Source organism: Helicobacter sp. 23-1046, assembly GCF_053654635.1.
The window spans coordinates 613,448-640,020 of the sequence record NZ_JBSIUS010000001.1; the positions used below are offsets into that span (position 1 = coordinate 613,448).

A 26,573-nucleotide genomic window follows, 5' to 3' on the forward strand; every position below is an offset into this window, starting at 1 on the left:
TAACAACAAAAGGAGTAAGAAATGAGTAACACAAATACGCGTTCAAACGCACGCCGTTCATTTCTTAAGCTCTCTGCGCTAGCGGGTGTCGCTGGAGTGAGTGGAGCGTTTGGAAGTGATAGCGAGCGTGTGATACGCAAGGCAAGTGAAGGCGAGCTAAAGGAAATGTTCCCCGAAGCAAAGCGTGTGAAAACAATATGCACACACTGCTCTGTGGGCTGTGGAATCATTGCAGAAGTCCAAGATGGTGTATGGGTGCGCCAAGAAGTAGCACAAGACCACCCAATCTCACAGGGCGGACACTGCTGTAAAGGTGCAGACTTGATTGATAGGGCGAGAAGCGAGACAAGATTGCGCTATCCATTACACAAAGTCAATGGCGAATGGCAACGCACAGATTGGGATAGTGCTATGGATAAAATTTCAAAGCAACTTCTCCAGATTCGAGAGGAGAGCGGACCTGATGCTGTTATGTGGATAGGAAGTGCGAAACTCTCAAATGAGCAGTGCTATTATTTGCGTAAATTTTCAGCATTTTTTGGGACTAATAACTTAGACCATTGTAACCGCGTTTGACATTCACCTACAGTCGCCGGTGTGGCGAATACATTTGGATATGGTGGAATGTCAAACCATATTGGTGATATGATGTTTTCAAAATACATTCTTATCATCGGGGCAAACCCAGCGGTAAATCACCCTGTATCAATGGTGCATATTTTGCGTGCTAAAGAGCGTGGAGCAAAGCTTGTTTGCATTGACCCGCATTTTAGCAAGACTGCAGCGAAATCTGATGAGTTCCATAGAATCCGAAGCGGGACAGATATTGCATTTGTGTATGGATTGTTGCATGTTATCATTAAAGAAAGACTTTATGATGAGCAATACCTTAAAGAGCGCGTTTATGGATATGAATCTATTATGAAAGAAGCAGAGAAATTCACTCCACAAGAAGTGAGTGATATTACAGGTATCCCAGCAGATTCTATCATTCACATTGCACGCGATATGGCGAGTGCCAAACCAGCGGCTGCAATTTGGAATCAAGGATTGACACAACACACAGTTGGGACATCAAATACGCGTATTGTGCCAATTTTACAAATGTTTTTAGGCAATATGGGTAAAAATGGCGGTGGCGTGAATATCTTGCGCGGGCACGATAATGTGCAAGGAAGCTCGGATATGGCAGCAAACCCTGATGTTTTGCCTGGTTATTACAACCTTTCAGAAACCTCTTGGAGACATTTTGCTAAGCATTGGCGTGTAGATTATGAGTGGCTTTTAGGTCGTTATAAAAGCAAGGAAATGATGGAAGCGGGTGGCTTTGCGCACTCTACTTGGAAATTTGGCGTGCTTAATCCTGAAAATGCTGAAAATAATGGTGGCACAATGCTTCGCGCATTAGTCGTAATCGGCACGGGTATGACAACTGTGAATCTCCTTGATTTGCAACGACAAGCGATGAACAAATTAGAGCTTGTAGTGTTTATCGACCCGTATGTTAATGACTTGGCGATTTATTGCGAAAAGGATAACAATCTCTACTTGCTCCCAGCAGCAAGCCAAATGGAGACTAGCGGTAGCCTAGCAGCAACTAATCGTAGCTATCAATGGAGAAGCAAGGTTATGGAGCCAATGTATGAGTGCCGAACAGACCACGACATTCTCTTTGATTTTGCGAAAAGAATGGGCTTCTTAGAGGAATTCCAGCGAAGTCTTTATGAGATTGCTAAATCTAAAGGGCGAGATGAATTTGTGTGGCCTGAAGATGCGACTACTGAATATACACAGAGCATACGAAGCATTGGTTTGCAAGGAATGAGCCCAGAGCGATTAAAAGCACATCAAGAGAATTGGCATATGTTTGATAAAGTAACACTCAGAGGAACAGGACCATTTAAAAACGAATACTATGGACTTCCTTGGCCTTGCTGGAGTGATAAGCACCCCGGAACTCCTGTATTCTACGATGACACTAAGCCTGTAATGGAAGGCGGAATGGGATTCCGTGTGAATTGGGGAGTGGAAAGCCCTGATGGAAAGTCTATGCTTTCTACTAGAAGCCTGCCAGATTCTAAAATTGCTGGACACGCTCCTATAAGTGCAGCAAATGCAGAATCTTTAGGACTTAAACTCACCGAAGAGGAGAAAAGACAAGTTGAGGGACAAACTTATGCGATAGGATTTGGTAACAATATCCTAGCGGAAAAGGCATTAGAGGCTGGACTTTGCCCTTATGGTAATGGTAGGGCGCGTATGGTGGTGTGGAATTGGTTTGATAAGATTCCATTGCATAGAGAGCCTTTACACACTGTGCGCCCAGACTTGCTTGAGAAGTATCCAAGTTTCCCTGATAGAAAGAATCTCTATCGTGCAAATATGGAATATCGCTCAAGACAAATGGAAAGAGAATGGACAAAAGAATATCCTGTCAATATGCTTAGCGGGCGATTAGTCGCACATATGGGGACAGGCACAGAGACAAGAAGTGCAAAATACTTGGCTGAAGTGTATGGTGAAATGTTTGTGGAAATCCACCCAAATAAAGCCGCTGAACTTAACATTAAAGACGGCGATATGGTGTGGTTGCACGGCACAATGGGCACAAAAATGCTCACAAAAGCCAAAATTAGCCAACGCGTGGATTACAATAGTGTGTGGTTACCACAAAACTTCTCTGGTATGGACCAAGGAGAAAATTTGCTAAGCAAGTATCCAGCGGGCACAGAACCTTACGCCATTGGAGAATCTGCGAATATGATTTCAAGCTATGGTATTGATTACAACTCAGGTTGCCCAGAGACAAAATGCGGACTTTGCCGCATAGAAAAAGCATAAGGGGGATAAAATGAGTAACACAACAGCAGTTAATGGATTTAATGAACCCGGACACGCTCGCATTAAGTTTTACTGCGATGATTCTCGCTGTATTGATTGCCACGGCTGTGATGTCGCTTGTAAGGAAGCGCACCACTTGCCTGTGGGAATGAACCGCAGACGCGTAGTTACACTTAATGACGGAGTTGTAGGAGCTGAGAAGTCAATCTCTATTGCTTGTATGCACTGCGCAGATGCACCTTGCTCAAAGGTTTGTCCTGTGGATTGCTTTTATATCCGTGCTGATGGCATTGTCTTGCACGACAAAAAGACTTGTATTGGCTGTGGCTACTGCCTCTATGCCTGTCCTTTTGGCGCACCACAATTCCCAAAAAGTGATGTCTTTGGCTCACGCGGCTCAATGGATAAATGCACATTCTGTGCTGGCGGACCTGAAGAGACACATAGCGAGGAAGAATGGCGTTTATATGGACAAAACAGAATCGCAGAAGGTAAAGTGCCTGCTTGCGCGGCAATGTGCTCTACTAAAGCATTGCTTGCTGGTGGTAGTGATGATGTGAGTGCCATTATTCGCTTAAGAAGCCTTACAAAAGGAGAGGGCGAGCCTAAGATTCCATATACTTGGGAAAAAGCGTATGGTAGCTGATAAGGGGGCGAGTATGAAAGCAATAGTTTGGTTACTAGCGATAACGCTTTTTTCGAGCTCTTTATTTAGTGCTACTGATGGGAAGAATTATGTCGACCCATCGCATATTGGCACACACGATGAAGAAGTGGATTTGGGCTATAACAAGGACATTTATGGCACGAAGCAAATTGAGGCGATTAAAAATTGGGGGCTTAACACCAAGACTTCTGGCGTAGTGCTCGGCACAGCAGTGCCCGGTGATGGTGGGAGTATCGAGCCTGCGACAATGGGGAAACCTATTGAGGGGATTCGCGGTTGGAATGGCTTGGGCGAAATCTTTACTATCTTGCAAGGTGGATATTTTGCCGCGATTTTCCTCCTTATCGTGCTTTTTGTGCCATTGGCATTTTTTGGACATTATAAAATCATCGGTGCGCGTAAATACAATCACGCTAGCAAGCTAAAAGTATTTAGCAAATATAATATTTTCGTGCATTGGTTTGCCGCAGTGCCTTTTGTGCTTATTTGCATTACGGGACTTATGATGGTTTTTGGTGATAAACTTGGTGGAGGCGGGCTTATCCGCTTTGCGCGTGATTTGCACGGATTATCTACGATTGTGTTTGCGATTTTTGGCACACTAATGTTTTTAATGTGGGTAAAAGATTGCTTTCCTAAAAGTTATGATATTAAGTGGCTAATGATAATGGGTGGTTACCTTGATAAGGTAAATAAAATAATCCCAGCACACAAGTTTAACGCAGGACAAAAAATGTGGTTTTGGGTGGCTACGCTTGGTGGAGCAGTAATGGTCTTTACAGGAGCAGTAATGTTTTTCCAAAACACAGATATTAACACATTGCGCCTTATGGCTCTTATTCACAATGTTGTTGGTTTCTTGGTGGTGGCGTTACTTATCACGCATATTTATATGGCTGCCTTTGCGATTGAAGGTGCTATGGAATCTATCATCAATGGAAATATGGGCGAAGAGGAAGTCTCAATGCTTCATAGCTTTTATTATGAGGATTTAAAAAAGAGCGGTAAGCTCGATTCTATGCGAGTGAGCGGACATCACTAATTTTATGCAAGCCTTAGGGCTTGCATAGATTCTTACAAAACACACAATTTTACTTCATCATACATAAAGACTTCTCTATAAAAGTTTGTTTTATCATTCTAAAAATCTTTCATCACAAAAACTTCCTGTGTGTAAATTACTAAAAGCATTCTTCAGGGATTTGAAAAGTTCGGCATTTTGAGATTCTAATTGAGCCAAAAATTGCTTGGTGTTTTCGCGTGCAAAAGGTCGTTTATCCTCAGGCAACCAATTTATCGGGCAATTACAATCAGGTGCTATATAGATATTATTATGCGTGATAAAGTCCTTAATCGCTCTCTCGCGCAAAAAAATGAGCGGACGGATTACACGCAAGCCATTTTGTGCGGTATAAATCGGTGGCATTGAGCGCAGTGCGCCATTGTAGCTTAGATTCATAAAAAAGCTCTCCACAGCATCATCGAAGTGATGTGCTAGAGCGAGTTTATTGAATCCTCCCTCTAGTGCTTTTGTGTAAAGTGCGCCCCGCCTCATACGCGAGCAAAAGCTACAATATACCGTGCCACCGCGTTTATGTTCCTCTAAAATTTTGTAAATATCTGTGCGATAAAGTTCATAGGGAATCTGCAATTTCTCGCAATACTCAAAAATATACTCATACTCGCCTCCGCGCCCATAATCAACCGTGAGTGCCTTAAACTCAAAGTTAAAAGGCGCGTGCTTTTGCATATAGGCTAAAATGGTGGCAAGTAGGATAGAATCTTTCCCCCCACTTAACCCCAAAAGCACTCTATCCCCATCTGCAATGAGTTTGTATTGCGCATTTGTTTTGCCCACAAGGCGTAAGATTTTTTTACTGATTTGGGGCGTGGCGCATTGTGATTTTTGACTGTGTGTGGTAGATTCTAAATGTGGTGTATCAAGCATTATATTCCTTGTTTTGTTTAGTATTTCTCAATGCTAACAAATTTTTTTACTTTTGATGACAAAAAGCGTGAAGTTTTGGAATATATGAATTTAAAATAAACACATTTAAGTAAAAATTTATGATATTTAAGATACACTCGCCGTGTAAAAAAATATAAGGAGTTAGCAATGGATACTATAAACACAAGTTTCATAATGCTATGCTCACTTTTAGTCTTGCTGATGACGCCTGCGCTGGCGATGTTTTATTCTGGTATGGTGGGGACTAAAAACACCCTAAATACCATAATGAACGGCTTTATCGTCTTTGGCGTGATTACTTTGCAGTGGATTATTGTGGGCTTTAGTTTAAGTTTTAGCGGGGATAATGCTGGCATTATCGGGAATGTTGAGAATTTCGCCCTTGCTGGGATTAGCGGATTTAATGATGATGGCGTGCCACATATCCTTTTTATGCTCTTTCAAATGATGTTTGCGCTTATCGCTTCAGCGATTATCACAGGCTCGCTTGTTGGGCGCATTAAGCTTGGCGTGCTGGTGGTGTTTTTGCTGATTTGGAGCACGGTGGTATATGACGCGCTCGCGCATATGATTTGGGGTGGCGGATTTTTAGAATCTCGAGGGAGTTTAGATTTCGCAGGTGGCGGAGTCGTGCATATTAGCTCTGGTGTGGCTGGGCTTGTGGGCGCGCTCCTCGTGGGTGCGCGTAAAACCCCCGCTTCGACAAGCGGTGCGCATTCTGTGCCTTATGCGTTTTTGGGCGCGATTTTGCTCTTTATCGGCTGGCTAGGGTTTAACGCAGGTAGTGCGGGCGCGGTAAATGACATCGCGGTAAATGCCTTTATTGTAACGATTATTTCAGCGGCAAGCGGATTTTTAATCTGGGTGCTACTTGAATGGATAAAGCACAAAAAGCCAACGGTGCTAGGTGGCTTAAGCGGTCTTGTGGCAGGGCTTGTGGGCATTACCCCGGGAGCTGGGTTTGTAGGGATTTGGTCAAGCGTGCTAATCGGTATGATAAGCGCGCTGGTGTGCTACTTTGGGCTATTTTATATCAAATACAAACTCAAATGGGACGATAGCCTTGATGCGTTTTCACTGCACGGCATCGGGGGAATCTGGGGTGGTATCGCCGTAGGGCTATTTGCTTCTGGTGCGGTAAATCCTGACATAATCGCAGATGGTGCTTTGGGCGAGGGCTTACTGATTAGTGGCTCTTTTGCGCTATTGTTGGAGCAGATTTTTGCCATTGTGGTGTGCGCTGGGCTCTCTGCAGTGGTAAGCGTGATAATTTTTAAGATAATCGCGCTTTTTACGGATTTGCGCGTCAAAGAGGAAATCGAGGAAAAGGGCTTAGACATTCACTTACACGGCGAAGAAGCGTATAGAATGTAATTTTGTAAAATAGAGTTTTGATACTATGTTTTAACAAGCCGACTTTAGAATCTCTAATGCTTTTTAGACTGATTATAAAAGTCTAAAAAGCACCCACTCTACTTCCAAAAAACAACAAATAGCACTTAATGTGTGGCTGTGATGCCTAATCGTTTTTTCTCATCTTCAGGCATTTTTTCGGTAAGTTTTTTAAACTCGTTATTCACTGCCGTGCGATATTCTCGGTATTTTTTCATAGTCCAAGAACCTATGGCTTTATCTTGAGCTTTTGTAAGCTTTTCTTGGAATGTCTTTTTGCTTGCTGGGTCAAGGAAAGCTGTAATTTTGTGAATCTCTAAGCGCAACTCAGCAGCCTCAGTAGCCGAAAGCGAACCATATTTAGCTTGCTTTGCAAGAGCGTCATTTTGTCGTTTTTTATCATACTCTTTATTGACGCTTTCTCTGTAATTTCTCCATTTGTTTACACTCCAAGATTCCGTAGCTTTGTCATAATTCCCACGCATTTTATCCATAAAGGATTTTTTCTCATTGCCTTGTAGTTTATCTGCACGGCGCATTAACTCCAAACGCAAATCTGCTGTATCACTCACACTCATACTGCCGTATTGGGCATAGAGATTGAGTAACTCCTCATTGCTTTTGCCACTAAAGTCTGCTGCAAATGCAGTGATTGCAAAAGATAGCAATGCACTTGCAGCGAGCATTTTTTTTGTATTTATCATCTTAACTCCTTGTTTTATCTTACTAAAGTCGGCTTGTTAAAAAATAGTTATTCGACAACTTTATACTATTTAAAATCCCATCTTCACCTCCGCATAGTAGTTTCTCCCCTCGCCAGCGAGGTAATAGCGACCATTTGCCTGATAGGCGACATAAAAAGTATCATACACATTACGCACACCAGCACTTAAGCCCAAACTTTTGTATTTATAAGACAATCCCATATCGCCAAGTGTGTATCCGCCCTCATTCATTATTTCATAAGCAGAATCTCTCATTTGTGAAGTGTAGCTGTGATTAGCAAAGATATTTAGCGCGTGATTTCCTCTTTTTAGTGCTGCAATATTTACAAGCACACTAGCCTTTAAATGTGGGACATACGGAATGCTTTGATTTTGTTTGTTAAGCTCACTCGCGCTTGAGCCCCCTGCATTTTCTCGCCCTTTAATGACATTTGATTGATTAAAGTTTATGGATTCTTGGAGAGTGAGAATCTTGCTAAAAAGATATTGTTTTGCACTAAACTCCGCTCCAACCCTTTGCGTTTCTCCTAAATTATAGTAATTATAGGCGTAAGTTTCTGGGATATAGCGGATTTCATTAAAACTATGCGTGTAATAGAGTGCCAAAGACCAAGTGGAGCTAGCAAATTCATCTCTCCAGCCAATTTCGGTGGTTATGTATTGCTCAGGGCGCAGGTTTGTGCTTCTAAATTCGCGGTTTATGGTTGTTTGTCCTCCACTACTTGTTTGCCCTGTTTCTACGACATTAGTGATTTGCGCGATAGTGGGATTGATAAACCCTAGCTCGCCTTTTACATATACAATCCCAGAATCACTATAATGCACACTTGGAGTAACTTCAGCCGCGTAATTAAATTTCCATTCGCCTTGACCTCCCTCCTCAATTTCAAAAGAAGCAACGGTTGGGTGTCCGCCAGCTCCTGTCCCTGCTACGCGGTTAGTCATACCGCGTCTTTTGACGCTATAATACAATCCCTCACCGCGCAATCCTGTGGTAAGTCCAAAAAGATTCCAACGCATAGAATCTAAAGCATACAATGCACCAGCGTATTTGTATCCCTTGCGTCTGTCTCTATATCCACTAGAGCTTGGGAGACGGATTGCTTCGCTATATTCTAAACTATTATCTAACCCCAAAAGTAGCGTATTGTTATCAGTGGTGCGTTTGAGTTTTATATTAACCCCGCCGTTGTGGTTAAGGTTGGTCCCTGAAGTGTTGGCATAAGTAGTATTTGGGACACTTTCAGTATCTGCGGTAATGCTTGTTGGGAATGAAAAATCACTAAACGCATAGAATCCTAACGCCTCAAATCGCCAATTTTCACTTGTATCGTTGGTGTATTTTAATGAGGCTTGAGCTAAATCTTGTTTGGCGTATCCAACTGAAGTTGCGAGATTGCCTGTGGGTAAGTCATAGCGCGATTGTTTCATTTGCTCTAAAGTTTTGCCCTGCTTGTCTTGGTAGCCTAAAAAGTAGGAGTGATGGCGTGTGTAACTCGCAGAAAAATCAAGCCGTTCGTGCTCGCTTTTGTCATAACTATTGCCAATGGAAAAATACGCATCTTTGGTGTATTCGCCTTTGCGTAAGCCATTTTTATACATATAGCTTGCTGAGACATTTAAAAAGTTTTTCTCATTAAGATTATATCCCGTGCCTACACTCGCTTTAGCAGTTCCGCGCGGTTTAGACATTGGCGCATTTGATGGGATATACTCATATATTGAGCCTGTTAAAGAGAATCGCGTGAAATTTTGGCTTGGCTTTTTGGTTACGATATTAACCACTCCACCGCGTGTGCCACTACCATAGACCACAGAGCCACCACCGGGCAAGATTTCAATAGATTCTATATCATTGACATCAATGAGGTCAAAAGGCGTGTTTCCTCCCATTCTCAGTCCGTGTCCTGTCGCGCCAAATCCCGTTTGGTTTGGATTGATTGAGACGCCATTGACAAGCACTTTTACCGCTTTCATAGAATCCATTCCCTGTCCTCGTATGTCAATTTGCTTTTGTCCATTGGGTCCGGGATTAAAGGTTATGGCGGGTTGGTGTTCTAAGGCTTGCTCGAGGTTTGTATAACCTTTGTCTTGCAAATCTTGCTTGTCAATGACAATGACATTGCGCTGTGCGTTCTCTGGCAAATCAAGTTCTTTATCCGCAGTGGCTGTTACTTTGTCAAGTTTGACTTGTTGCATTTGTTCGTCTTTAGAATCTTTAGAATCTTTGTCGTTGTTGGTAATATCATTTGGTTGTTGCGCTAGGAGCACACTTCCTCCCAAAATAAGGATAAATGCAAGCGCAGAACTTACTTTAGAGTTTAGCTTTTGTGTATTCTTGCTTAACTTTGCGTTAAAAATTTCGCCTATTTGTGCTCGTCTTTGTATTCTTTGCTTGTGGAGATTCTCTAGTTTGGTTGATTTTTGTTCTATCATAGTAAATCCTTTAAAATTAAAATTGTAAGAAGCGTTATAAATTAAAAAACCTTAATTTTTACTTAAAATAAGACTTTTTATCGTTTTTTTTTTACAAAATTGTGCTATAAATCCAGCCCATAGCATTTCAAAAAAATGTCTCTATGCCAAAGAGTGAAGCATCGGTATAGTCCCTAATAAATGGGGATTATAAGGGTTATTTTAAGCAAAGTTTTAGTTTGTTTATGGAGATTTAAGGAGATAACAATGAAAAAATACAAAATGTCAATAAGCGATAAAATACACAATATAACGAAAAGTGCAAATAAAATATTTAAGAATTATTATTTATTTTTGGCTTTAAAATTAAAAAATACAAAAAAGTTATTTTGTGGTGATATTTGTCTATCGCGTTATTATTTTTTGGGAGTATTTTTGATTTTTGTAGAGCAAGCAAATGCTAACCCTAACGAAAATATGCAATCTACGCAAAATGTAAGTCAAGATTCCAAACAGAGCGATATGACACAAATCAAGTTAGATAAAGTAACCGCTACGGCTAATGAATATGATATACAAAGCGAGGCTAAAAATATCATAGTGATTGATAAAGATGATATAGCCAATAAGGGCTATACAAATCTCGAGCAAGCCTTAGAACACCAACCTGCCATAACTTTTACTCCCGGACCCAATGGACAAAAGCAAATTGACATACGAGGACGGGAATGGACGCACTAAAGGCGGTAAAAATTATGGTCAATGGTGTGCCAATCAATATCAATGATTCTGGTTATGGTGCAACGCGTTCAAGTTTTGTGCTTAATGGCGCAAATCCTTTCAACCTCATTGATGTCAATGATATAGAATCTATTGAAATCTTGCCCGGTGGTGGCTCTGTGGTCTATGGTAGTGGCACACGCGGTGGAGTGGTTAATATCGTAACCAAAAAATCCCCCCAAGATTTTGTTAAGACTTCTTTATTAGGCGGGGTGTTTTCTCATCATTCATTGCCTAGTAATGCAAAGGCAAGTGTGGGTGGAGGATATAACTTTAGCAATAGATTCTATCTTGGAGCAAATGCGAGCTATTCATACAAAAATGGCTTACGCAAGGGAGAATACACCAAAGCCACTTATGCTGCATTACAGGGAATCTATGAGATTACCCAAAATTCAAAAGTTGATATAAATGCAAGTTACACAAAATCTCATCAACTTTCTTTGGGATATAATAACAAACTTAATGCTGATGGAAGCGAAAAATCTCTTTCTCAATTAAAATTTGAGCGATATGCAATGCCAGATTCTCAATCTCTAAATGGTCCAGCACAGCAGGATTTAGCCCAAGCAAGCATCAAATATAATGCAGGTTTGAGCGAAAAAACAAATTTTGAAGCGTTGGGATTCTATGCGTTTAGTGATTTTTTCTACTCATATAAAAATGATGAAGATGTGGAAAGTGGCGATAGCACAGGCAATATCACGGGCACAAACAAAAACCACAATACAGGACTAAATCTGCGATTAAAATATAAGGGCGATATACACGCTTGGCTTTTAGGGATTGATAACACTTATGAGGTAAGTGAAGCGGTGAGCGCAAGCTATGATAAACGCAATGGTGCTAAGTATGCGCTGGGAATCTATGCACTAGATTCTATCAATAAAGGCAAATTTGGACTTATAGCTGGCGTGCGAGGCGAGTTGCTTTATTATGACATCAATAGATTAGTTAATGTGGGGCGACCACAAGCACATATTTTAGTGAGGGATTATAGAAAGTCCATAAAGAGCAACTATTCCGCAGAAATTAGCCCAAGTTTTAACTACACGAGCACAGGGAGTGTGTATCTTAAGGGGGAGTATGGGTTTATATCGCCTAGCATTGGTCAGCTAGTGAATGTAGGGAATCTCTATGATAGTGCGGGCAATCGAGTGAATGGCACGCCAGAAGCTAGCAATATCAAACCTGAATCCTATATCACCGCTGAAATTGGGTTAAAAGATGAGTTTAGTTTTGGGAGTTTGCAGACAAGCATTTACTATACACACACTTATGATGAGATTCGCTCTGTATTTTTTGCTGTGCCACTGCGGAATTGGTATAACTTAGGAGAGACACAGCGATTTGGAGTAGAGCTCTCTAGTAGTCAATATCTTGGTGAGATTGTAAGTTTGCAAGAATCGGTAAATTTTAACTACTCTAATGTATTAAAGGGACGCAGTAATGCTGCAAGTATCAATAGCTCTTCTGCTACGCAGGGTGCGATTACAGATTCTTTTAAAGAGGGAACGCAGATTCCCTATACGCCTAGTTTTAAGGTTAGCCTATCTAGTAACATTAGGGCGATAAAGGCAAACAACCACGCACTAGATATTTTTATAAATCATAGTTATTACGCAAGCCAGCTTGATAACAATTATTTTATAATGAATAAAGGAGGGTATGTGTTAGGGGATATTGGGCTCAATTACAAATATAAAAACTTTGCTGTATCTGCAGGCGTGCGCAATGTGTATGATAGCTTTTATGTGAGTTACCAGCGAAGCTCTATTGGCACAAACAATGCCATTACAAGACGCTATCTCGCAGGTGAGGGGAGGAATTATTTCTTAGAAGCAAAGATAGAGATTTAGATTCTCTACTTTATACAAACTCTATTCTTGCTTTAGTTGTTGTTATGTGAGATATGTAAGCACTATATGAATAAAATCCCTATGACCCAAGCACTTGCCAAAGCAGATGAGCCCATTTTAGCAGGACTTATATCTTTGATGCTAAGCTTTTGTGTGTCATTTCCATTCATTTCTTGTAATTTATTATGAATTTCGTGTATCTGCTCTCGCATTTGCTTTCTTTCTTTATGAAATTTTTCTAATTTGTTTTGTTTTATGCCTAACATTGTAATAATCCTTAAATAATTCTAAAACGATATTATAAGCTATTATAACCTTAAATTTTGCTTAAAAATACAAAAATTTTTATAATATTACAATTCCTAAACGAAATTTTTTATTGAAACCTTGTTTGCATCATTTAAGTTTGCTTCATCACCAGCGAGAATCTCGGCATAATCTAAAATTTTTAAAACTTTTCTACACAAACGATATTTAAACTTGATTATATAATACTAAACTTTTATGATATAATCACGCTAAATTTAAAACAATATAAAATTACAGAAAATATAGCAGGAGAGCGTATGGCAAAGAGTTTATATGAGACATTAGAAGTCCCAGAAAGTGCGAGCGCGGAAGAAATCAAAAAATCTTATCGCAAACTTGCGCGAAAATATCACCCAGATATTAACAAATCCGCTGGAGCAGAGGAAAAATTCAAAGAGATTAACGCTGCGTATGAGGTGTTAAGCGATGCGCAAAAAAAAGCGCAGTATGATAGGTTTGGTGATTCTATGTTTGGCGGACAGAGTTTTCACGATTTTTCCCGTGCGCAAGGCGGAGGTGTGAATCTCGATGATATTTTGTCGCATATTTTTGGTCAAGGTGGCTTTGGTGCGGGCAAAAGTCAAAACTTTCATTTTGGGAGTGCTGGATTTGGTGGTTTTGGAGGTTTTAGTGGGGCAAGTGGCTTTGAAGAGCCTGATTTGGATATTAGTGATTCTATTACCATTCCCTTTGAGAGTGCGATTGTGGGCGGGAGTTATCACTATGCGCGAAATGGCAAGGACTTCAATATCAAAATTCCGCTTGGAATCCGTGATGGCGAAACGATACGATTAAAAGAAAAGGGATTGACTTCAAAGTCTAGCGTGGGCGATTTGTTGTTGAAAGTTAATGTTGCTTCAAGCGATGAATATGAAATTAGCGGTGATGATTTGCTAAAAGATATTGAAGTGCCACTTAAGATTGCGCTTTTTGGAGGGAAACTCAAAGTTAAGACATTGCAAAAAGAAGTTACACTTACAATCCCACCAAACACAAAAAATGGGCAAAAAATGCGCATTAAGGAGTTGGGATTAAAAAATCGCAAAACACAAGATACAGGGGATTTGTATGTGTGTTTAAAGGTTGTCTTGCCTAAAGTGGAAAATTTAAGCAAGGAATTAGTCGATTTGCTTCAAAGTGAATTACCATAAATAAAGCAGAGTTAGCAATAAACTTAAGGAGAGCAAATGTATAGTTATGATGAACCCGTGTATTTGATTAGCGTGGTGGCAAAAATTTTAGAGATTCACCCACAGACTTTGCGTCAATATGAAAAAGAGGGGCTTATCGAGCCGGGTAGGACAGAGGGTAAAATGCGCCTGTATTCGCAACGCGATATTGATAAGATTAAGACAATTTTGCGCTTAACGCGTGATTTAGGTGTGAATCTCGCAGGCGTAGATATTATTTTGCGTTTAAAAGAGCGACTTGATGAGCTAGATTCTATCATTGATGAGTTTAAAGATGAGCTTGCTAAAAGCCCAAAGGCACAAGATTCCAAAGCGATTAACATTAAGCAAAGCTCTTATGAAATCATCTTGTTTAAAAAATAGACGCGACACATACAATGCAAAATCTTACTACACTTTTGCGTCCGAGCACTTTTGATGATTTTGTGGGGCAGGAGCATATCATTGGGGCAGATACTCCATTGCGTAAAAGCATACAATCTGCCCTAAGTGATGAGAGTTTTGCTCCGCCACATTGCATATTTTTCGGTCCTCCGGGAAGTGGCAAGACTACGCTAGCACGCATTATAGCTAAGAGTTTAAGGCGTGAAATTGGATTTTTTAATGCGACAAATTTCAAACTCGAAGAGTTGAAAAAGTTTCTTACACAATATGAAAATTCATTGCTTAAATGCGTGGTGTTTATCGATGAAATTCATCGCTTAAGCAAACCACAGCAAGAATATTTGTTGCCTATAATGGAGGAGGGTAGAAGTTTGATTTTAGGTGCAAGCACAAATAATCCATTTTTCACTCTCACAAACGCCATTCGCTCGCGTTGCTTTTTATTTGAGTTTAAACCACTTGATTACGCACAAATGGAGCGTATTTTACACACAGCGTTGCAATCTTTGGGGTTTGTGGAATCGAGCGCAGAACAAAGTAGAGATTCCACAAAGTGCATTGATAAAGAAGCTTGCGAGTATCTTATCACAACGAGTGCAGGCGATGCCCGCGCTATGTTAAATACCTTGCAAGCCTTGTCTTTCACGCAAGTAATTAGCATAGATTCTATAAAATCCCTGCGTCCGTATGCTTTGCACGATGGGACAAGCGAGCAAGATACACATTACAATCTTGCTTCCGCGCTTATTAAGTCTATTCGTGGTAGTGATGTCAATGCAAGTGTGTATTATCTCGCGCGCCTTATTGCTGGAGGTGAAGATGCGGAGTTTCTTGCTAGGCGATTAGTAATTTTGGCGAGCGAAGACATTGGCAATGCCAATCCAAATGCGCTTAATATAGCTACTTCTACAATGCTTGCAGTGAGTAAAATAGGCTATCCAGAGGCGCGGATAATCCTCTCTCAATGTGTGATTTACCTCGCAAGTTCTCCAAAATCAAATACTGCATATAAGGCGATAAATACAGCATTAGATATGATAGAATCTGGTGAGATAATTCCTATCGCACCAAATATTTTACCCCACGCAAAAGAGTATCTTTATCCCCACGATTTTGGTGGTTGGGTAGAGCAAAGCTATCTTGCTAAAGATTTGCATCTTGTAGAATCTACAAACAAGGGTTTTGAAAAAACGCTTAATGAGTGGTTAGAGAAAATTCATAACACAGGACAAAAATGAAAACTTTGCTATGGAATGTATTGCGAGTGTGTGTCATAGGTGGATTACTTATCACTTGTGCGCAAGGTGAGGGCGAGCAACCCACCCAAAGCCAACAAGAGCAACCAAAACAAGAGCAACCAAATAACGAGCAAGTAACACCAGAGCAGCCAAAAGAGCAACAACCCATACAAGCACAAGTCCAGCAACCAAAGCAAGAGGAAGTGGAGATTGTCTATAAGGAGCAAAAAATTGGTTGGCAAATTGATTTAAAGCAAATGTCAATAAATTTCTCTTCTACTACTTTGCAAAACCAAGATTTGTATGTGATTTCTGCGGATACGCGCTTGCAAGGAGATTCTCAAATTGTCGCACAAGGTATATTGAGTTTAAATGCAGATTATTATACGCACAACTTTGTGGTGTTTAATTCACTCCTTGCTGAGTATGGACGCACGGTTATTTTCCCAAAAGATTCTAAAACCATTGATAACAAAACGATTGATAGAATCTTATTAAGCTCGGATTATACACAAAGACTATGGGAGATTAATGAGGCGTTTGGCGTGCCAAAGTGGCATTTTGAATTTGGTCCATATAGTAGGCTTTCTTATCAAACAGAATTTGTGCCATCGACAAGTGAGTTAGGCAGGCGACAAATCGTGCGTATCAATGCGGGATTGAAACTTTTTAGCGGGATTGTGCTAAAGGACTTTATGCTTACTGCCTTTGGCGAGAAAGATTTTAACCCAAATATTGCAACACAAAGTTTTGGGTATGAGATTGGACTAAGCCTTGATAAACGACTAAGAAATACCACAAATTTAACCTTTATGCTTAATTTTCGTGATTATTTGCACAATACAACGCAGAGTGAATATAATCCAAAGTATTACTTAGAAACTGAAGTGCGCTACAATCTTAATCTCTATAAAAAACTTAAAATCGCTCCTTTTGCTAAACTTTATGCCTTGCAAGGCAAAAATATGCGCGTAAGTGGGAATAATATAATGATTGGCGTGGTGTTTTCTTATGCGCAAATGTTACGCGAAGCACCATTTGAAATCGTAGAAAGAAAAATTAAATAGGGTAAAATTTGAGAATCTTACGCGCTTTTTGCTATGATTAGGAATTTACTTTTTGGAGTGAGCGATGAGACACAAAATTTGGAATCCACACAAAAGAGAGATTGTGCTTAGCAAAGTTGTTTTTATGCTGTGTATTGTGCTAGCTCCGCTAATAGCATTGGGCGATGAATTTACAAAAGAAGATGAGATTCGCGCAATGCAGTATTTAGATGGATTGATACAATCACAAATGCAAGATGAGCAAAGAGAAATAACTTATAACGGCAAACCCACTCCAAAGATTTTTTGCGAGGAGGGTAGAGTTTCTCGTGCTCACGGGCTTAATGCCATATCAAATCGCTTTAATTCTGCAAGTTTTGGCTTTGGTTATATGTGGAATTTGCGAGATGAAAACAAACCCTTACCCCCGAGATTTTTTTCATTTGACATAGGTTCTTTGGGATTACCCAGTGAGTGTGCAAATAGGAAGTTTTTCTTTGGTGTAAGGGCGCGTTATGAGCAAGCACTTGATATTCACGCACCATTAGATTCTGTATTTCGATTGGGTGCAGAGGGATATTATCACCCACAGCTTTTAAATTTCAAAGGACATCAAGCCCTAAGCTTCTCTCTTGGATTTGGCTATCGATTTAAGCACGCAAATTTAGAGAGTGGAAATTATATAGATTTTGGTGCATTGCTTTACCCAAGTTTCCCCGTGCATTTTGCATTGATTTATCGCACAGATTATGCGAAAGATACGCCCACACAGCATTCTTTTAGAATCTCGCTAAAGATTCCTATCAATATACGCTAATCACAGAGCTTAAGCAAAGGGATTTGGCTGGTCGTGAGGAATGTTGATAATCTCAATATTAGGGTGAATTTCTTCTTTTAACTTATTTTCTACGACAAATTTTAGTGTATTTGCGCTTGCTGGACATCCGTGGCACGCACCCTCTAATCTCACATACACTTTAGAATCCTTAATCCCCAAAATGCTAATATCCCCGCCATCAAGGTTTAGCATTGGGCGCACTTTCTCAATAACCACTCTTACGGGAGTTTGTAGTTCCTCATCACTGAATGGAAAGTCTTGCATTGTTTTCTCCAAATATTAGTCTTTTTTAAAGTAATGGCGATTGCGATAGATTAAAAAAATCATATACACGATTAAGACGCCCGCTATGACAAATTTTTCACTTTCCATAATTTTACACCCCTTATTTTAGAGTTTGGATAATCTTTTCCTCACTTACTTGTGTATTATCAAACTTTATTATCACTACACCTTGTGTGAGATTGCTATACCACTCAATAATGCCATTTAGAGAATCTAACCTTTTGTAGTGCTCTTGTGGATAGTGTTCAATCTCAAAATAGAGATTTTTTTCATTGATTGGATTCTCTAAGAAATATATCATCACAATCCCCCACGCCACACATACAAACGCTGTGGCTATGCTTAAGGTAAGCAAACCAAAATGTTGATATGCCTCTCCAGCACTTATCGCACCAAGTGCAGACCCCACAAATCCCATTGTAGTAAAAAACCCAAGCGCACTTCCCTTCTGGTGAGCTTTAGGATAGCGACTTGTGAGCGTTTGCATAATAGGCTCGTGAATGGAAAATCCTATAAAAAACACAAACACACCTATCACAAACACCCAAAGTGCATTATAATACACGCCGATTCCCAACAAAAGATAAGATAGGGCAAAACATACAATCCCAAAAAGCATTACTTGCTTGAAGTAGCCCTTTTTTTGTGCTAAGATACTGCTTGGACCAAGTGCCAAAAGCCCTAAAATTGCAGCTGGCGCATATATCTCCCACAAATCTTGCTCATTGTAAGAAAACTTAGAATCTAGCGTAAGTGCGACAAGGATAAAGGTGCTAATCATCAAAAACTTTTGCAAAAACGCGCTTAAATTCATCACTTGTAAATTTTTGTTTTTTAATACATCACTAAAAGGCGCATTACTAAAAGAATATCGAATACTTGGTGTGGGAGGGACTTTTAGCACCAAAATAACAAGAGCGATAATGTTTAGAATCGCAGTGAGGAAAAATATGGCATTAAGTCCCAAATATCCTGCTACAAGTGGTCCTAAAATCATCGCTAAGATAAATCCTATAAAGATTCCAGCCCCCATAATCGCCATTGCTTTGGTGCGTTGCTCTTCTCTTGTCAGTTCGGCGATTTGCGCGCTTATCACACTGCCAATCGCCCCTGCTCCTTGTAAAAATCGCCCGACAATAAGCATAGCAATAGAGTCTGAAAACGCACAGATAAGAGAGCCCGCGATAAAAATCAGTAGTCCTACAATAATGATTTTTTTCTTGTCGTATTTGTCGCTTAAGATTCCAAATGGGGTTTGAAAAATAATCTGTGTGATAGCATACCCACCAGCGGCAATGCCTGCCAAAAATGCGCTTGTCTCAAAACTTTTAGTATAAATGCCAATAGCAGGCAATGCGATAAAAAGCCCAAAGAAGCGCAACGATGAAACGAGTGTGAGTGCGAAAATGTCTTTAAACATTGGTGATTCCCTAAAATTTTTTATGATAATATAATCGAGTATGTTAGCAAAAAATAGCAATAAATGAGAATCTTAGGGCAAAATTTATTTTAGGATTTTTTTATATTGCAAAGTGATTTTCTGTAAAAACATTCGATTTCTATGCTAGAATTTCTTAATTAAATAAAATTATTAACAAGGAGTTAATTATGACAAAAATTTCTCACGCAATGACGACACGCAGTTCCCCCCCCCCCCCCCGTAAGCTAATCATCGCTTCTCTTGTGATAGCGATAGCAGGCTTTATCCCATTGCAGGCAGCTCCTAACATTGATGATTTATTTGATGCGAGGGCGAGATTTCAAAATCAAAAGAAAAAAATCAAGCCCAGTGATAAGAATGGCTTTTTTGTTGGTCTGCAAGTTTTATATGGCGACTTTTTATACAACGAAAATCATAAACATAAACAACTCTCAGGCTTAACTGTAACTAATGGCAAAGGAGATCCCATTAGCCATAGAGATAATGGGATAGGATATGGGTTTTTAGCGGGATATAACCATTGGTTTGGACGACATTTTGGCTTAAGGGTCTATAACTCGGTATTTTATAACGATTTTACCTTTGAGAGCAAGGAGTTGAGTTACAACAATCTTTTTACTATACCCGGTGGCAAGAATATAAAAACTTATCAAATCAATTTTAATGCCAATGTCGATGTAATGCTAAATTTCTTTTTCCGCAAGAATTTTACGGCAGGCGTATTTACAGGGGCGAGTGCTGGGATACAGTATTGGAACTCTTCACGCTTAGAAGAAATCTTAGGCGTATATAATGACCTTCAAAATACTTCCGTCAATGGTAACATTGGTGGGTATAATAAAAATAATCAGCGATTAGATGATAGTCGCTTCGGGCTTGATATGGCGATTACGGCGGGCTTAAGGGCGAATACTTATGGCTTTCAGACTTGGGAATTAGGCGTGCGAGTGCCGATATACTCTAGAGCAGTCCTCGATGGCGAGACAGCGACTAATATGCAAGGTGGCGGTATAATGCACGTAATGAATAATGTCATCAAATCAAGACAAGGATGGAATGTTTTTTTGAGGTATATGTTTAATTTTTAGGAATTTAGATACTTCATACTTTGAGCATTTTGCCTTTCAATACGACAAATTTGCATTTGTCATTGCGAGAATCGCGCAAGCGATTCGTGGCAATCTATATAGACTTCACTCAGTCATATTGTAAATATCCAAAATCTTATTTGTCATACTGAGGCTTCATAGAAGCTAAAGTATCTCTTTTTGTATTATTTTTAGATATTTCGCTTCGCTCAACATAATAAAACAATTTTATTTGCACCATACATAAATTTCCTTATAAAAAGGAAATAAATTTAAATTAAAATGCCAAAAGTGTGAAAAACTCTTGCAAAAAAATAATTTTTTTACTACAATTCACACCTTAAAAACATTGCAAAAGTAATGAGTTCTTTGTGCAAAAAGGATAGATATGGAAAAGATTAGATTGAAGTTAAAGGCTTATGACCACAGGGTTTTAGACCGCTCTGTTTCGGCTATTGTCGAGGCAGTTAAGCGCACAGGTTCAGAAATCAAAGGACCTATCCCACTACCGACTAAAAAGAGACGCTATACCGTGCTCAAGTCGCCACATATCAACAAAGATTCACGCGAGCAGTTTGAAATCCGCGTGCATAATCGTATCATTGATATAATATCAGCTACACCTGAGACCGTGGATAGCTTAATGAGTTTGGCACTTGCCCCTGAGGTTGATGTAGAAGTAACTTCAATGGATAAGTAGATTTGATTACATTTATAAAAGGATAGTTGTATGGAGTTTATCGTTGAAAAGATTGGTATGAGTCGCACCATAGGGAGCAAGAGCGAGGCGGTTACACTGCTTCGTGTCCTAAATGCTAAGGTGTGCGAAGTGGGCGAAAATGGTAAAGCCATAGTAGCCTACTCTAAAGGCAAGGGCACAAACAAACCCATAGCGGGAGCACAAAAAAAGTATAACTTAAGTAAAGAATTTAACAAGTTTGCTACACTTGAGTTAGAGGGCGCACAGCAAGGTGATTTGAGCCTTGATGTTTTAGAATCTGCTAAAACAGTGAAAAGCATATTTTACACCAAAGGGCGTGGATTTAGCGGTGCGATGAAGCGGTGGAATTTTCAAGGTGGTCCTGCGGCGCACGGCTCAAGATTCCATAGACGATTAGGCTCTATTGGGAATCGCGAGTGGCCTGGACGCGTGCAAAAGGGCAAAAAAATGGCTGGACATTATGGCAATGAGCTTGTGAATGGTAAAAATGTGGTGCTTTCGTTTGATAAGCAAAGTAATATCTTGGTGCTTAAGGGCTCTGTCGCTGGACATAAGGGTGCTTATGGCAGAATCCAAGTGATTTAATTATGGATTTATTAAAAAAGTTAAAATAAAGGTTAGGCAATGAGCAAGGCAATTTTCTTAGATGAGAATCTTAAAAAAAGTAGTGAGGTCGAGCTACCAAAGGCGTATGCCGACATCAACGAGCATAATCTCTATTTGTGTGTTAAGGCGTATGAGGCTTCTATCCGCGCAAATGGCGCATTAGCAAAGACTCGTGGCAATGTAAGTGGCGGTGGCAAAAAGCCTTGGGCGCAAAAAGGTGGCGGTAGAGCGCGCGCAGGGAGTATCACTTCGCCTGTGTTTGTAGGCGGTGGTGTGGCGCACGGACCGAGCAAGCGTAACTATACATTAAAAATCAACAAAAAGCAAAAGCGTTTGGCATTGGAATATGCGCTAGAGAAAAAGGCACAAAATGGAGCTTTATTTATCGTGGATTCTGTGTCGGTAAGTAGCGGGAAGACAAAAGATGCTTTTGCTAAGTTTTCAAAGCTTGGTGTGCGAGACGCGCTTTTTGTCGCGCAGTTTAGTGATGAAAAGAGTGCGTTAGCATTTCGTAATTTGCGTGATTGCTTTTTGGTAGATTTTGATGAGCTTAATGCGTATCTTGTGGCGACCTTTCGCTCAGTAGTAATAGAGAAGCAGGCTTTTGAGGCACTCATCGGTAAGGAATCTGCACAAAAACAAGACAAAGTAAAGCAAAGCACACAAAAAGAGGAGGCAAAAAAGCCCTCATCTAAGCCAGCAAGCACAAAATCCACAAAAAAACCTAAAGAGGCATAAGGAGCGACAATGGCAGATATAACAGATATTAAAGCAATTCTTTATACAGAAAAGTCGCTTTCTATGCAGGAGCGCGGTGTGCTTGTCGTGCAGACAGCTGATGGCGTAAGCAAAAATCAACTTAAAGCTGTTTTTAAAGAATACTTTGGATTCACCCCTATTAGAATCAATTCTTTAAGACAAGAGGGAAAGTCAAAGCGATTTCGTGGAAGAGCTGGCAAAAGAGCTTCTTTTAAGAAATTTTATGTAAAGATTCCAGAGGGCGCAAAAATCGATGCGCTATCAGTATAAGGAGTAACAAATGGCAATTAAAACCTATAAACCATATACGCCATCTCGCAGGTTTATGAGCAACCTTAGCTCAAAAGATATTACCGCTAAACCTAGTGTGCGCGGACTTTTGACAAAATTGCCTGTGAGTGCAGGGCGCAACAACAATGGCAGAATCACGAGCCGACACAAAGAGGGTGGTGCAAAGAAACTCTATAGAATTATTGACTTTAAGCGCAATAAATTTAATATCGAGGGTAAAGTGGTGGCGATTGAATACGACCCATATCGCAACTGCAGAATCGCGCTTGTTTCTTACCCTGATGGCGAGAAGCGATATATTTTACAGCCAAGTGGGCTAAGTGTAGGCAGTGTAGTCATTGCAGCGGAATCTGGGCTAGACATAAAGACAGGCTATGCGATGAAGCTAAAAGCTATCCCCATAGGCACAATCGTGCATAATATCGAAATGCACCCCGGTGCTGGCGGACAGCTCGCTAGAAGTGCAGGAGCAAGTGCGCAGATAATGGGGCGTGAGGGCAAATACATTATCCTAAGAATGCCAAGCGGTGAAATGCGCTATATCTTAGAAGAATGTATGGCGACAATCGGCGTGGTAGGAAATGAAGATTTTATCAACATTTCTATTGGTAAGGCAGGGCGTAATCGTCATTTGGGAGTGCGCCCACAAACTCGTGGTAGTGCGATGAACCCTGTAGATCACCCACACGGCGGTGGAGAGGGCAAGACAGGCTCTAGCGGACACCCTGTTTCACCTTGGGGCACGCCTGCTAAGGGCTTTAAAACTCGCAAGAAAAAAGCGAGCGATAGACTTATCATCTCAAGAAAGAAAAAATAACAAAGGAAGCAACAATGGCAAGGTCGATTAGAAAAGGTCCTTTTATAGATTCTCATTTGGCAAAGAAAGTCGCCAAAAGCAAAGAGGCAAAAGACAATAAACCTATCAAAACTTGGTCGCGCAGGAGCACGATTCTCCCTGATATGATTGGACTAACTTTTAATGTCCATAACGGTAGGGCATTTGTGCCTGTGTATATTACAGAAAATCATGTGGGATACAAGCTCGGGGAGTTTGCACCTACACGGACATTCAAGGGGCACAAGGGCAGTGTCCAAAAGAAAATTGGCAAATAAAGATTGATAAGTAGAGGTAGAAAATGAGTAAAGCATTGTTACGAAATATTAGACTTTCTCCAACAAAGGCGCGTTTAGTGGCAAGAGAAGTGCAAGGAATGAACGCAGAGCTTGCGCTTGCAAGTTTGGAATTTACACCTAATAAGGCAGCACGGGTGATTTATAAAGTCATCGCTTCAGCTGTGGCAAATGGAAGCTATGACGCCAAAGAGGTTATTATTACTTCTTGTAGGGTTGATGCAGGTGCGGTTTTACGCCGTTTCACACCTAGAGCGCGTGGTCGAGCCACACCTATTAGAAAGCCAATGTCGCATATTTTTGTAGAAGTTGGGACACAAAAATCTCAAGAAAAACAAAAACAACAAGCAAAAACTAAAAACAATGACAAAGTGGTTTCTAAAGAGACACAACAAAGCGCAAAAACTAGCACAACTCAACCTCAAGCGACAAAAACAAGTGCAACAGCTAAACCTAAGACTAAGGAATCTACACAAGTGGAATCTAAGTCAAAAACAACACAAACTAAACCTAAGGCTACAAAGGCAAATGTGCAATCTAGTGTAGATTCTGCAAAGCCAAAACAAACTAAGCCAAAGGCAAACAAAAAAACTGAAGGTGAGGGCAAATAAGTATGGGTCAAAAAGTAAATCCGATTGGGTTAAGATTAGGGATAAACAGAAATTGGGCTTCACGCTGGTTTCCAGCTTTTGATGAAGCACCTTCAAATATTTTAGAAGACCATAAAATTCGTAAATTTTTGAAAAAAGAAATGTATTATGCAGGGGTGAGTGAGATTATCATTGAGCGTGCAGCTGGGAAAGTCCGCGTAACTGTGGTCGCCTCTAAACCCGGACTTATCATTGGTAAGAAGGGTGTAGATATTGAGAAAAACCGAGAAATGCTTAAAAAACTTGTAAGTAAGGAAGTAACTATCAACATAAAAGAAGCAAAACGCCCACAAACAAACTCTCAACTTGCTGCAGAAAATATCGCAACACAATTAGAAAAGCGTGTGGCGTTTAGAAGAGCGATGAAAAAAGTTATGCAATCAGCGATTAAATCAGGCGCAAAGGGCATTAAAGTAAAAGTCTCTGGACGCTTGGCAGGAGCTGAGATGGCTCGCACCGAATGGTATATGGAAGGTCGTGTGCCACTTCATACACTTCGCGCAAAAATCGATTATGGCTTTGCTGAAGCATACACAACTTACGGAATCATAGGTATAAAAGTGTGGATTTTTAAAGGCGAAGTTTTGCAAAAGGGAATCCAACAAGAAAGAGATGAGAGAGAAGAAAGAGACAATGGAGCAGAAAGAGATTCTCAAAAAAGAACAAAAAGAGGGAGGCAATAAAAAATGTTAATGCCAAAAAAGACAAAATATCGTAAGCAGATGAAGGGGCGCAATCGTGGTAAGGCGATGCGTGGCTCGAGCTTGGCGTATGGAAATATCGGTATCAAGGCATTGGAGCTTGGACGCATTGATTCTCGTCAGATTGAGGCAGCAAGGATTGCCCTTACAAGACATATCAAAAGGGCTGGTAAGGTTTGGATTCGTGTTTTCCCCGATAAGCCACTTACTGCAAAACCACTAGAAGTGAGAATGGGTAAAGGAAAGGGCAGTGTGGAAAAATGGGTTATGAATATCAAGCCGGGTCGTATTATTTATGAAATGACAGGGATTGAGGAGAGTTTGGCACGCGAAGCATTAGCCTTAGCGCAGAGCAAGCTACCATTTAAGACAAAAATTATAACGAGCGAGAGTGAAAATGAAATTTACTGAGTTAAAAGATAAAAGCATTGCCGAGTTGCAAGAATTGTTAAAAGAAAAGAAGTCGTTGCTCTTTGAAAAGAGGCTTAAACTAAAGACAATGCAGTTGCCAAATACAAGTGAGCTAAGGGTTGTGCGCAAGGACATTGCTAGGATTAACACCGCCATAGGTGCGAAGCAAGATGTCAAGCAAAATACAAATAAGGATACAAAATGAGTGAAAAACAAGCACATAAAAGGGTGATTGCTGGCAAGGTTGTAAGTAAGGCTGGTGATAAGAGTGTTGTAGTTTTGGTGGAGCGCAAGGTGCTTCACCCAAAGTATAGAAAAATCGTAAAGCGATTCAAAAAATACACTATCCACGATGAGGGCAATAGTGTAAAAGTAGGTGATGTGGTAAGCGCGATTGAATGTAAGCCCATCTCTAAAACAAAGGCATTTAGCTTAAAGGAAATTATCACTAAAGGAGTCGAGCTATGATACAGAGTTTTACACGCTTGAATGTCGCTGACAATAGTGGTGCAAAAGAGATAATGTGTATAAAGGTGCTTGGTGGTAGTCATCGGCGATATGCGAGGGTTGGTGATGTGATTGTGGCTTCGGTAAAAAAAGCTATCCCCAATGGCAAGGTGAAAAAAGGGCAGGTAGTTAAAGCAGTTATCGTGCGCACAAAAAAAGAAATCCACAGAGAAAATGGTTCTCTTGTGCGTTTTGATGAAAATGCGGCAGTGATACTTGATGCCAAGAAAGAACCAATAGGAACGAGAATATTTGGTCCTGTTAGCCGTGAGGTGCGCTACGCAAACTTTATGAAAATTGTTTCACTAGCACCCGAAGTGTTATAAGGA

The 26,573-nt window shown here is 40.4% G+C and carries 29 protein-coding genes and 1 pseudogene; 24 read left to right on the top strand and 6 right to left on the bottom strand.

Features of this window, described 5'->3' with window-relative positions:
* Positions 1-21: 21 nt before the first annotated feature.
* From ACWIUJ_RS02880 to ACWIUJ_RS02890, 3 genes are read left to right on the top strand one after another with little or no spacing between them, the layout of a single operon-like run.
* A complete protein-coding gene (locus ACWIUJ_RS02880; RefSeq protein WP_454151957.1) occupies positions 22-2,841 on the top strand; it encodes a molybdopterin-dependent oxidoreductase in 2,820 nt (939 codons plus the stop codon).
* Between the two features lie 10 nt (positions 2,842-2,851).
* A complete protein-coding gene (gene fdh3B / locus ACWIUJ_RS02885) occupies positions 2,852-3,487 on the top strand; it encodes a formate dehydrogenase FDH3 subunit beta (RefSeq protein ID WP_454151956.1) in 636 nt (211 codons plus the stop codon).
* Positions 3,488-3,500: 13 nt separating this feature from the next.
* A complete protein-coding gene (locus ACWIUJ_RS02890) occupies positions 3,501-4,550 on the top strand; it encodes a formate dehydrogenase subunit gamma (RefSeq protein WP_454151955.1) in 1,050 nt (349 codons plus the stop codon).
* A gap of 93 nt (positions 4,551-4,643) precedes the next feature.
* Here ACWIUJ_RS02890 and ACWIUJ_RS02895 read toward each other — a convergent pair whose 3' ends face one another.
* Positions 4,644-5,456: a tRNA 2-thiocytidine biosynthesis TtcA family protein gene (locus ACWIUJ_RS02895; RefSeq protein ID WP_454151954.1), complete on the bottom strand. Its 813-nt coding sequence runs from the start codon at positions 5,454-5,456 to the stop codon at positions 4,644-4,646.
* A gap of 168 nt (positions 5,457-5,624) precedes the next feature.
* Between ACWIUJ_RS02895 and ACWIUJ_RS02900 the strand changes: the two genes are divergently transcribed.
* Positions 5,625-6,851, top strand: coding sequence for an ammonium transporter (locus ACWIUJ_RS02900; RefSeq protein WP_454151952.1), 1,227 nt, complete (start codon positions 5,625-5,627; stop codon positions 6,849-6,851).
* A gap of 125 nt (positions 6,852-6,976) precedes the next feature.
* Here ACWIUJ_RS02900 and ACWIUJ_RS02905 read toward each other — a convergent pair whose 3' ends face one another.
* Together ACWIUJ_RS02905 and ACWIUJ_RS02910 are read right to left on the bottom strand one after the other, a co-directional pair.
* Positions 6,977-7,573, bottom strand: coding sequence for a DUF1104 domain-containing protein (locus ACWIUJ_RS02905; protein ID WP_454168859.1), 597 nt, complete (start codon positions 7,571-7,573; stop codon positions 6,977-6,979).
* A gap of 69 nt (positions 7,574-7,642) precedes the next feature.
* Positions 7,643-10,030, bottom strand: a complete 2,388-nt coding sequence (locus ACWIUJ_RS02910; protein WP_454168861.1) for a TonB-dependent receptor — start codon at positions 10,028-10,030, stop codon at positions 7,643-7,645.
* A gap of 246 nt (positions 10,031-10,276) precedes the next feature.
* Between ACWIUJ_RS02910 and ACWIUJ_RS02915 the strand changes: the two genes are divergently transcribed.
* Positions 10,277-10,750, top strand: a complete 474-nt coding sequence (locus tag ACWIUJ_RS02915; RefSeq protein ID WP_454168863.1) for a TonB-dependent receptor plug domain-containing protein — start codon at positions 10,277-10,279, stop codon at positions 10,748-10,750.
* Complete coding sequence (locus ACWIUJ_RS02920) at positions 10,738-12,648, top strand: TonB-dependent receptor (RefSeq protein WP_454168865.1); 1,911 nt, start codon at positions 10,738-10,740, stop codon at positions 12,646-12,648. The genes ACWIUJ_RS02915 and ACWIUJ_RS02920 overlap by 13 nt, the downstream gene beginning before the upstream one ends.
* A 62-nt stretch (positions 12,649-12,710) precedes the next feature.
* Here ACWIUJ_RS02920 and ACWIUJ_RS02925 read toward each other — a convergent pair whose 3' ends face one another.
* On the bottom strand, positions 12,711-12,914 hold the full coding sequence (locus ACWIUJ_RS02925; RefSeq protein WP_454151944.1) for a hypothetical protein: 204 nt from the start codon (positions 12,912-12,914) through the stop codon (positions 12,711-12,713).
* A gap of 300 nt (positions 12,915-13,214) precedes the next feature.
* Here ACWIUJ_RS02925 and ACWIUJ_RS02930 point away from each other — a divergent pair, with 300 nt between their 5' ends.
* From ACWIUJ_RS02930 to ACWIUJ_RS02950, 5 genes are all read left to right on the top strand, one after another.
* Positions 13,215-14,108, top strand: a complete 894-nt coding sequence (locus ACWIUJ_RS02930; protein ID WP_454168867.1) for a DnaJ C-terminal domain-containing protein — start codon at positions 13,215-13,217, stop codon at positions 14,106-14,108.
* Positions 14,109-14,144: 36 nt separating this feature from the next.
* A complete protein-coding gene (locus ACWIUJ_RS02935) occupies positions 14,145-14,510 on the top strand; it encodes a heat shock protein transcriptional repressor HspR (protein WP_454151920.1) in 366 nt (121 codons plus the stop codon).
* A gap of 14 nt (positions 14,511-14,524) precedes the next feature.
* Entirely contained in the window at positions 14,525-15,769 is a 1,245-nt protein-coding gene (locus ACWIUJ_RS02940; RefSeq protein WP_454168869.1) for a replication-associated recombination protein A, read from the top strand.
* Positions 15,766-16,836, top strand: coding sequence for a hypothetical protein (locus ACWIUJ_RS02945; protein WP_454168871.1), 1,071 nt, complete (start codon positions 15,766-15,768; stop codon positions 16,834-16,836). Before ACWIUJ_RS02940 ends, ACWIUJ_RS02945 begins: the two co-directional genes overlap by 4 nt.
* Before the next feature lie 64 nt (positions 16,837-16,900).
* A complete protein-coding gene (locus ACWIUJ_RS02950; RefSeq protein ID WP_454168873.1) occupies positions 16,901-17,632 on the top strand; it encodes a hypothetical protein in 732 nt (243 codons plus the stop codon).
* A 9-nt stretch (positions 17,633-17,641) separates the two neighbouring features.
* On the opposite strand, the gene ACWIUJ_RS02955 is transcribed toward ACWIUJ_RS02950, so the two are convergent.
* On the bottom strand, positions 17,642-17,917 hold the full coding sequence (locus ACWIUJ_RS02955) for a NifU family protein (protein WP_454151912.1): 276 nt from the start codon (positions 17,915-17,917) through the stop codon (positions 17,642-17,644).
* Positions 17,918-18,038: 121 nt separating this feature from the next.
* Entirely contained in the window at positions 18,039-19,358 is a 1,320-nt protein-coding gene (locus ACWIUJ_RS02960; RefSeq protein ID WP_454168875.1) for an MFS transporter, read from the bottom strand.
* Positions 19,359-19,546: 188 nt separating this feature from the next.
* On the opposite strand from ACWIUJ_RS02960, the gene ACWIUJ_RS02965 reads away from it, so the two are divergent.
* The 13 genes and pseudogenes from ACWIUJ_RS02965 (at position 19,547) to rplN (ending at position 26,570) form a co-directional block, all read left to right on the top strand.
* Positions 19,547-20,467, top strand: coding sequence for an outer membrane beta-barrel protein (locus ACWIUJ_RS02965; RefSeq protein WP_454168876.1), 921 nt, complete (start codon positions 19,547-19,549; stop codon positions 20,465-20,467).
* A 388-nt stretch (positions 20,468-20,855) separates the two neighbouring features.
* Positions 20,856-21,167 (top strand): 30S ribosomal protein S10, encoded by a 312-nt coding sequence (gene rpsJ, locus ACWIUJ_RS02970; RefSeq protein WP_454151906.1) that lies wholly within the window; start codon positions 20,856-20,858, stop codon positions 21,165-21,167.
* A gap of 30 nt (positions 21,168-21,197) precedes the next feature.
* Positions 21,198-21,773 (top strand): 50S ribosomal protein L3, encoded by a 576-nt coding sequence (gene rplC / locus ACWIUJ_RS02975; RefSeq protein ID WP_454168878.1) that lies wholly within the window; start codon positions 21,198-21,200, stop codon positions 21,771-21,773.
* A 39-nt stretch (positions 21,774-21,812) separates the two neighbouring features.
* Positions 21,813-22,409 (top strand): annotated as a pseudogene (rplD, locus tag ACWIUJ_RS02980) (50S ribosomal protein L4); the annotation flags it as partial.
* 132 nt (positions 22,410-22,541) lie between these two features.
* Positions 22,542-22,823, top strand: coding sequence for a 50S ribosomal protein L23 (locus tag ACWIUJ_RS02985; protein ID WP_454151902.1), 282 nt, complete (start codon positions 22,542-22,544; stop codon positions 22,821-22,823).
* A gap of 10 nt (positions 22,824-22,833) precedes the next feature.
* Positions 22,834-23,661: a 50S ribosomal protein L2 gene (gene rplB, locus ACWIUJ_RS02990; RefSeq protein ID WP_454151900.1), complete on the top strand. Its 828-nt coding sequence runs from the start codon at positions 22,834-22,836 to the stop codon at positions 23,659-23,661.
* 14 nt (positions 23,662-23,675) lie between these two features.
* Positions 23,676-23,957 carry a 30S ribosomal protein S19 gene (gene rpsS / locus ACWIUJ_RS02995; protein WP_454151898.1) on the top strand — a complete coding sequence of 94 codons (282 nt, stop codon included), beginning with the start codon at positions 23,676-23,678 and terminating at the stop codon, positions 23,955-23,957.
* Positions 23,958-23,980: 23 nt separating this feature from the next.
* Entirely contained in the window at positions 23,981-24,586 is a 606-nt protein-coding gene (rplV, locus tag ACWIUJ_RS03000) for a 50S ribosomal protein L22 (protein ID WP_454168879.1), read from the top strand.
* Between the two features lie 2 nt (positions 24,587-24,588).
* Positions 24,589-25,308: a 30S ribosomal protein S3 gene (gene rpsC / locus ACWIUJ_RS03005; RefSeq protein WP_454168880.1), complete on the top strand. Its 720-nt coding sequence runs from the start codon at positions 24,589-24,591 to the stop codon at positions 25,306-25,308.
* A gap of 3 nt (positions 25,309-25,311) precedes the next feature.
* Entirely contained in the window at positions 25,312-25,737 is a 426-nt protein-coding gene (gene rplP, locus ACWIUJ_RS03010; protein WP_454151892.1) for a 50S ribosomal protein L16, read from the top strand.
* Positions 25,724-25,942 carry a 50S ribosomal protein L29 gene (gene rpmC, locus ACWIUJ_RS03015; RefSeq protein ID WP_454152042.1) on the top strand — a complete coding sequence of 73 codons (219 nt, stop codon included), beginning with the start codon at positions 25,724-25,726 and terminating at the stop codon, positions 25,940-25,942. Before rplP ends, rpmC begins: the two co-directional genes overlap by 14 nt.
* Positions 25,939-26,205: a 30S ribosomal protein S17 gene (rpsQ, locus tag ACWIUJ_RS03020; protein ID WP_454151891.1), complete on the top strand. Its 267-nt coding sequence runs from the start codon at positions 25,939-25,941 to the stop codon at positions 26,203-26,205. The genes rpmC and rpsQ overlap by 4 nt, the downstream gene beginning before the upstream one ends.
* On the top strand, positions 26,202-26,570 hold the full coding sequence (gene rplN / locus ACWIUJ_RS03025) for a 50S ribosomal protein L14 (RefSeq protein ID WP_454151889.1): 369 nt from the start codon (positions 26,202-26,204) through the stop codon (positions 26,568-26,570). The genes rpsQ and rplN overlap by 4 nt, the downstream gene beginning before the upstream one ends.
* The last annotated feature ends 3 nt before the right edge of the window (positions 26,571-26,573 follow it).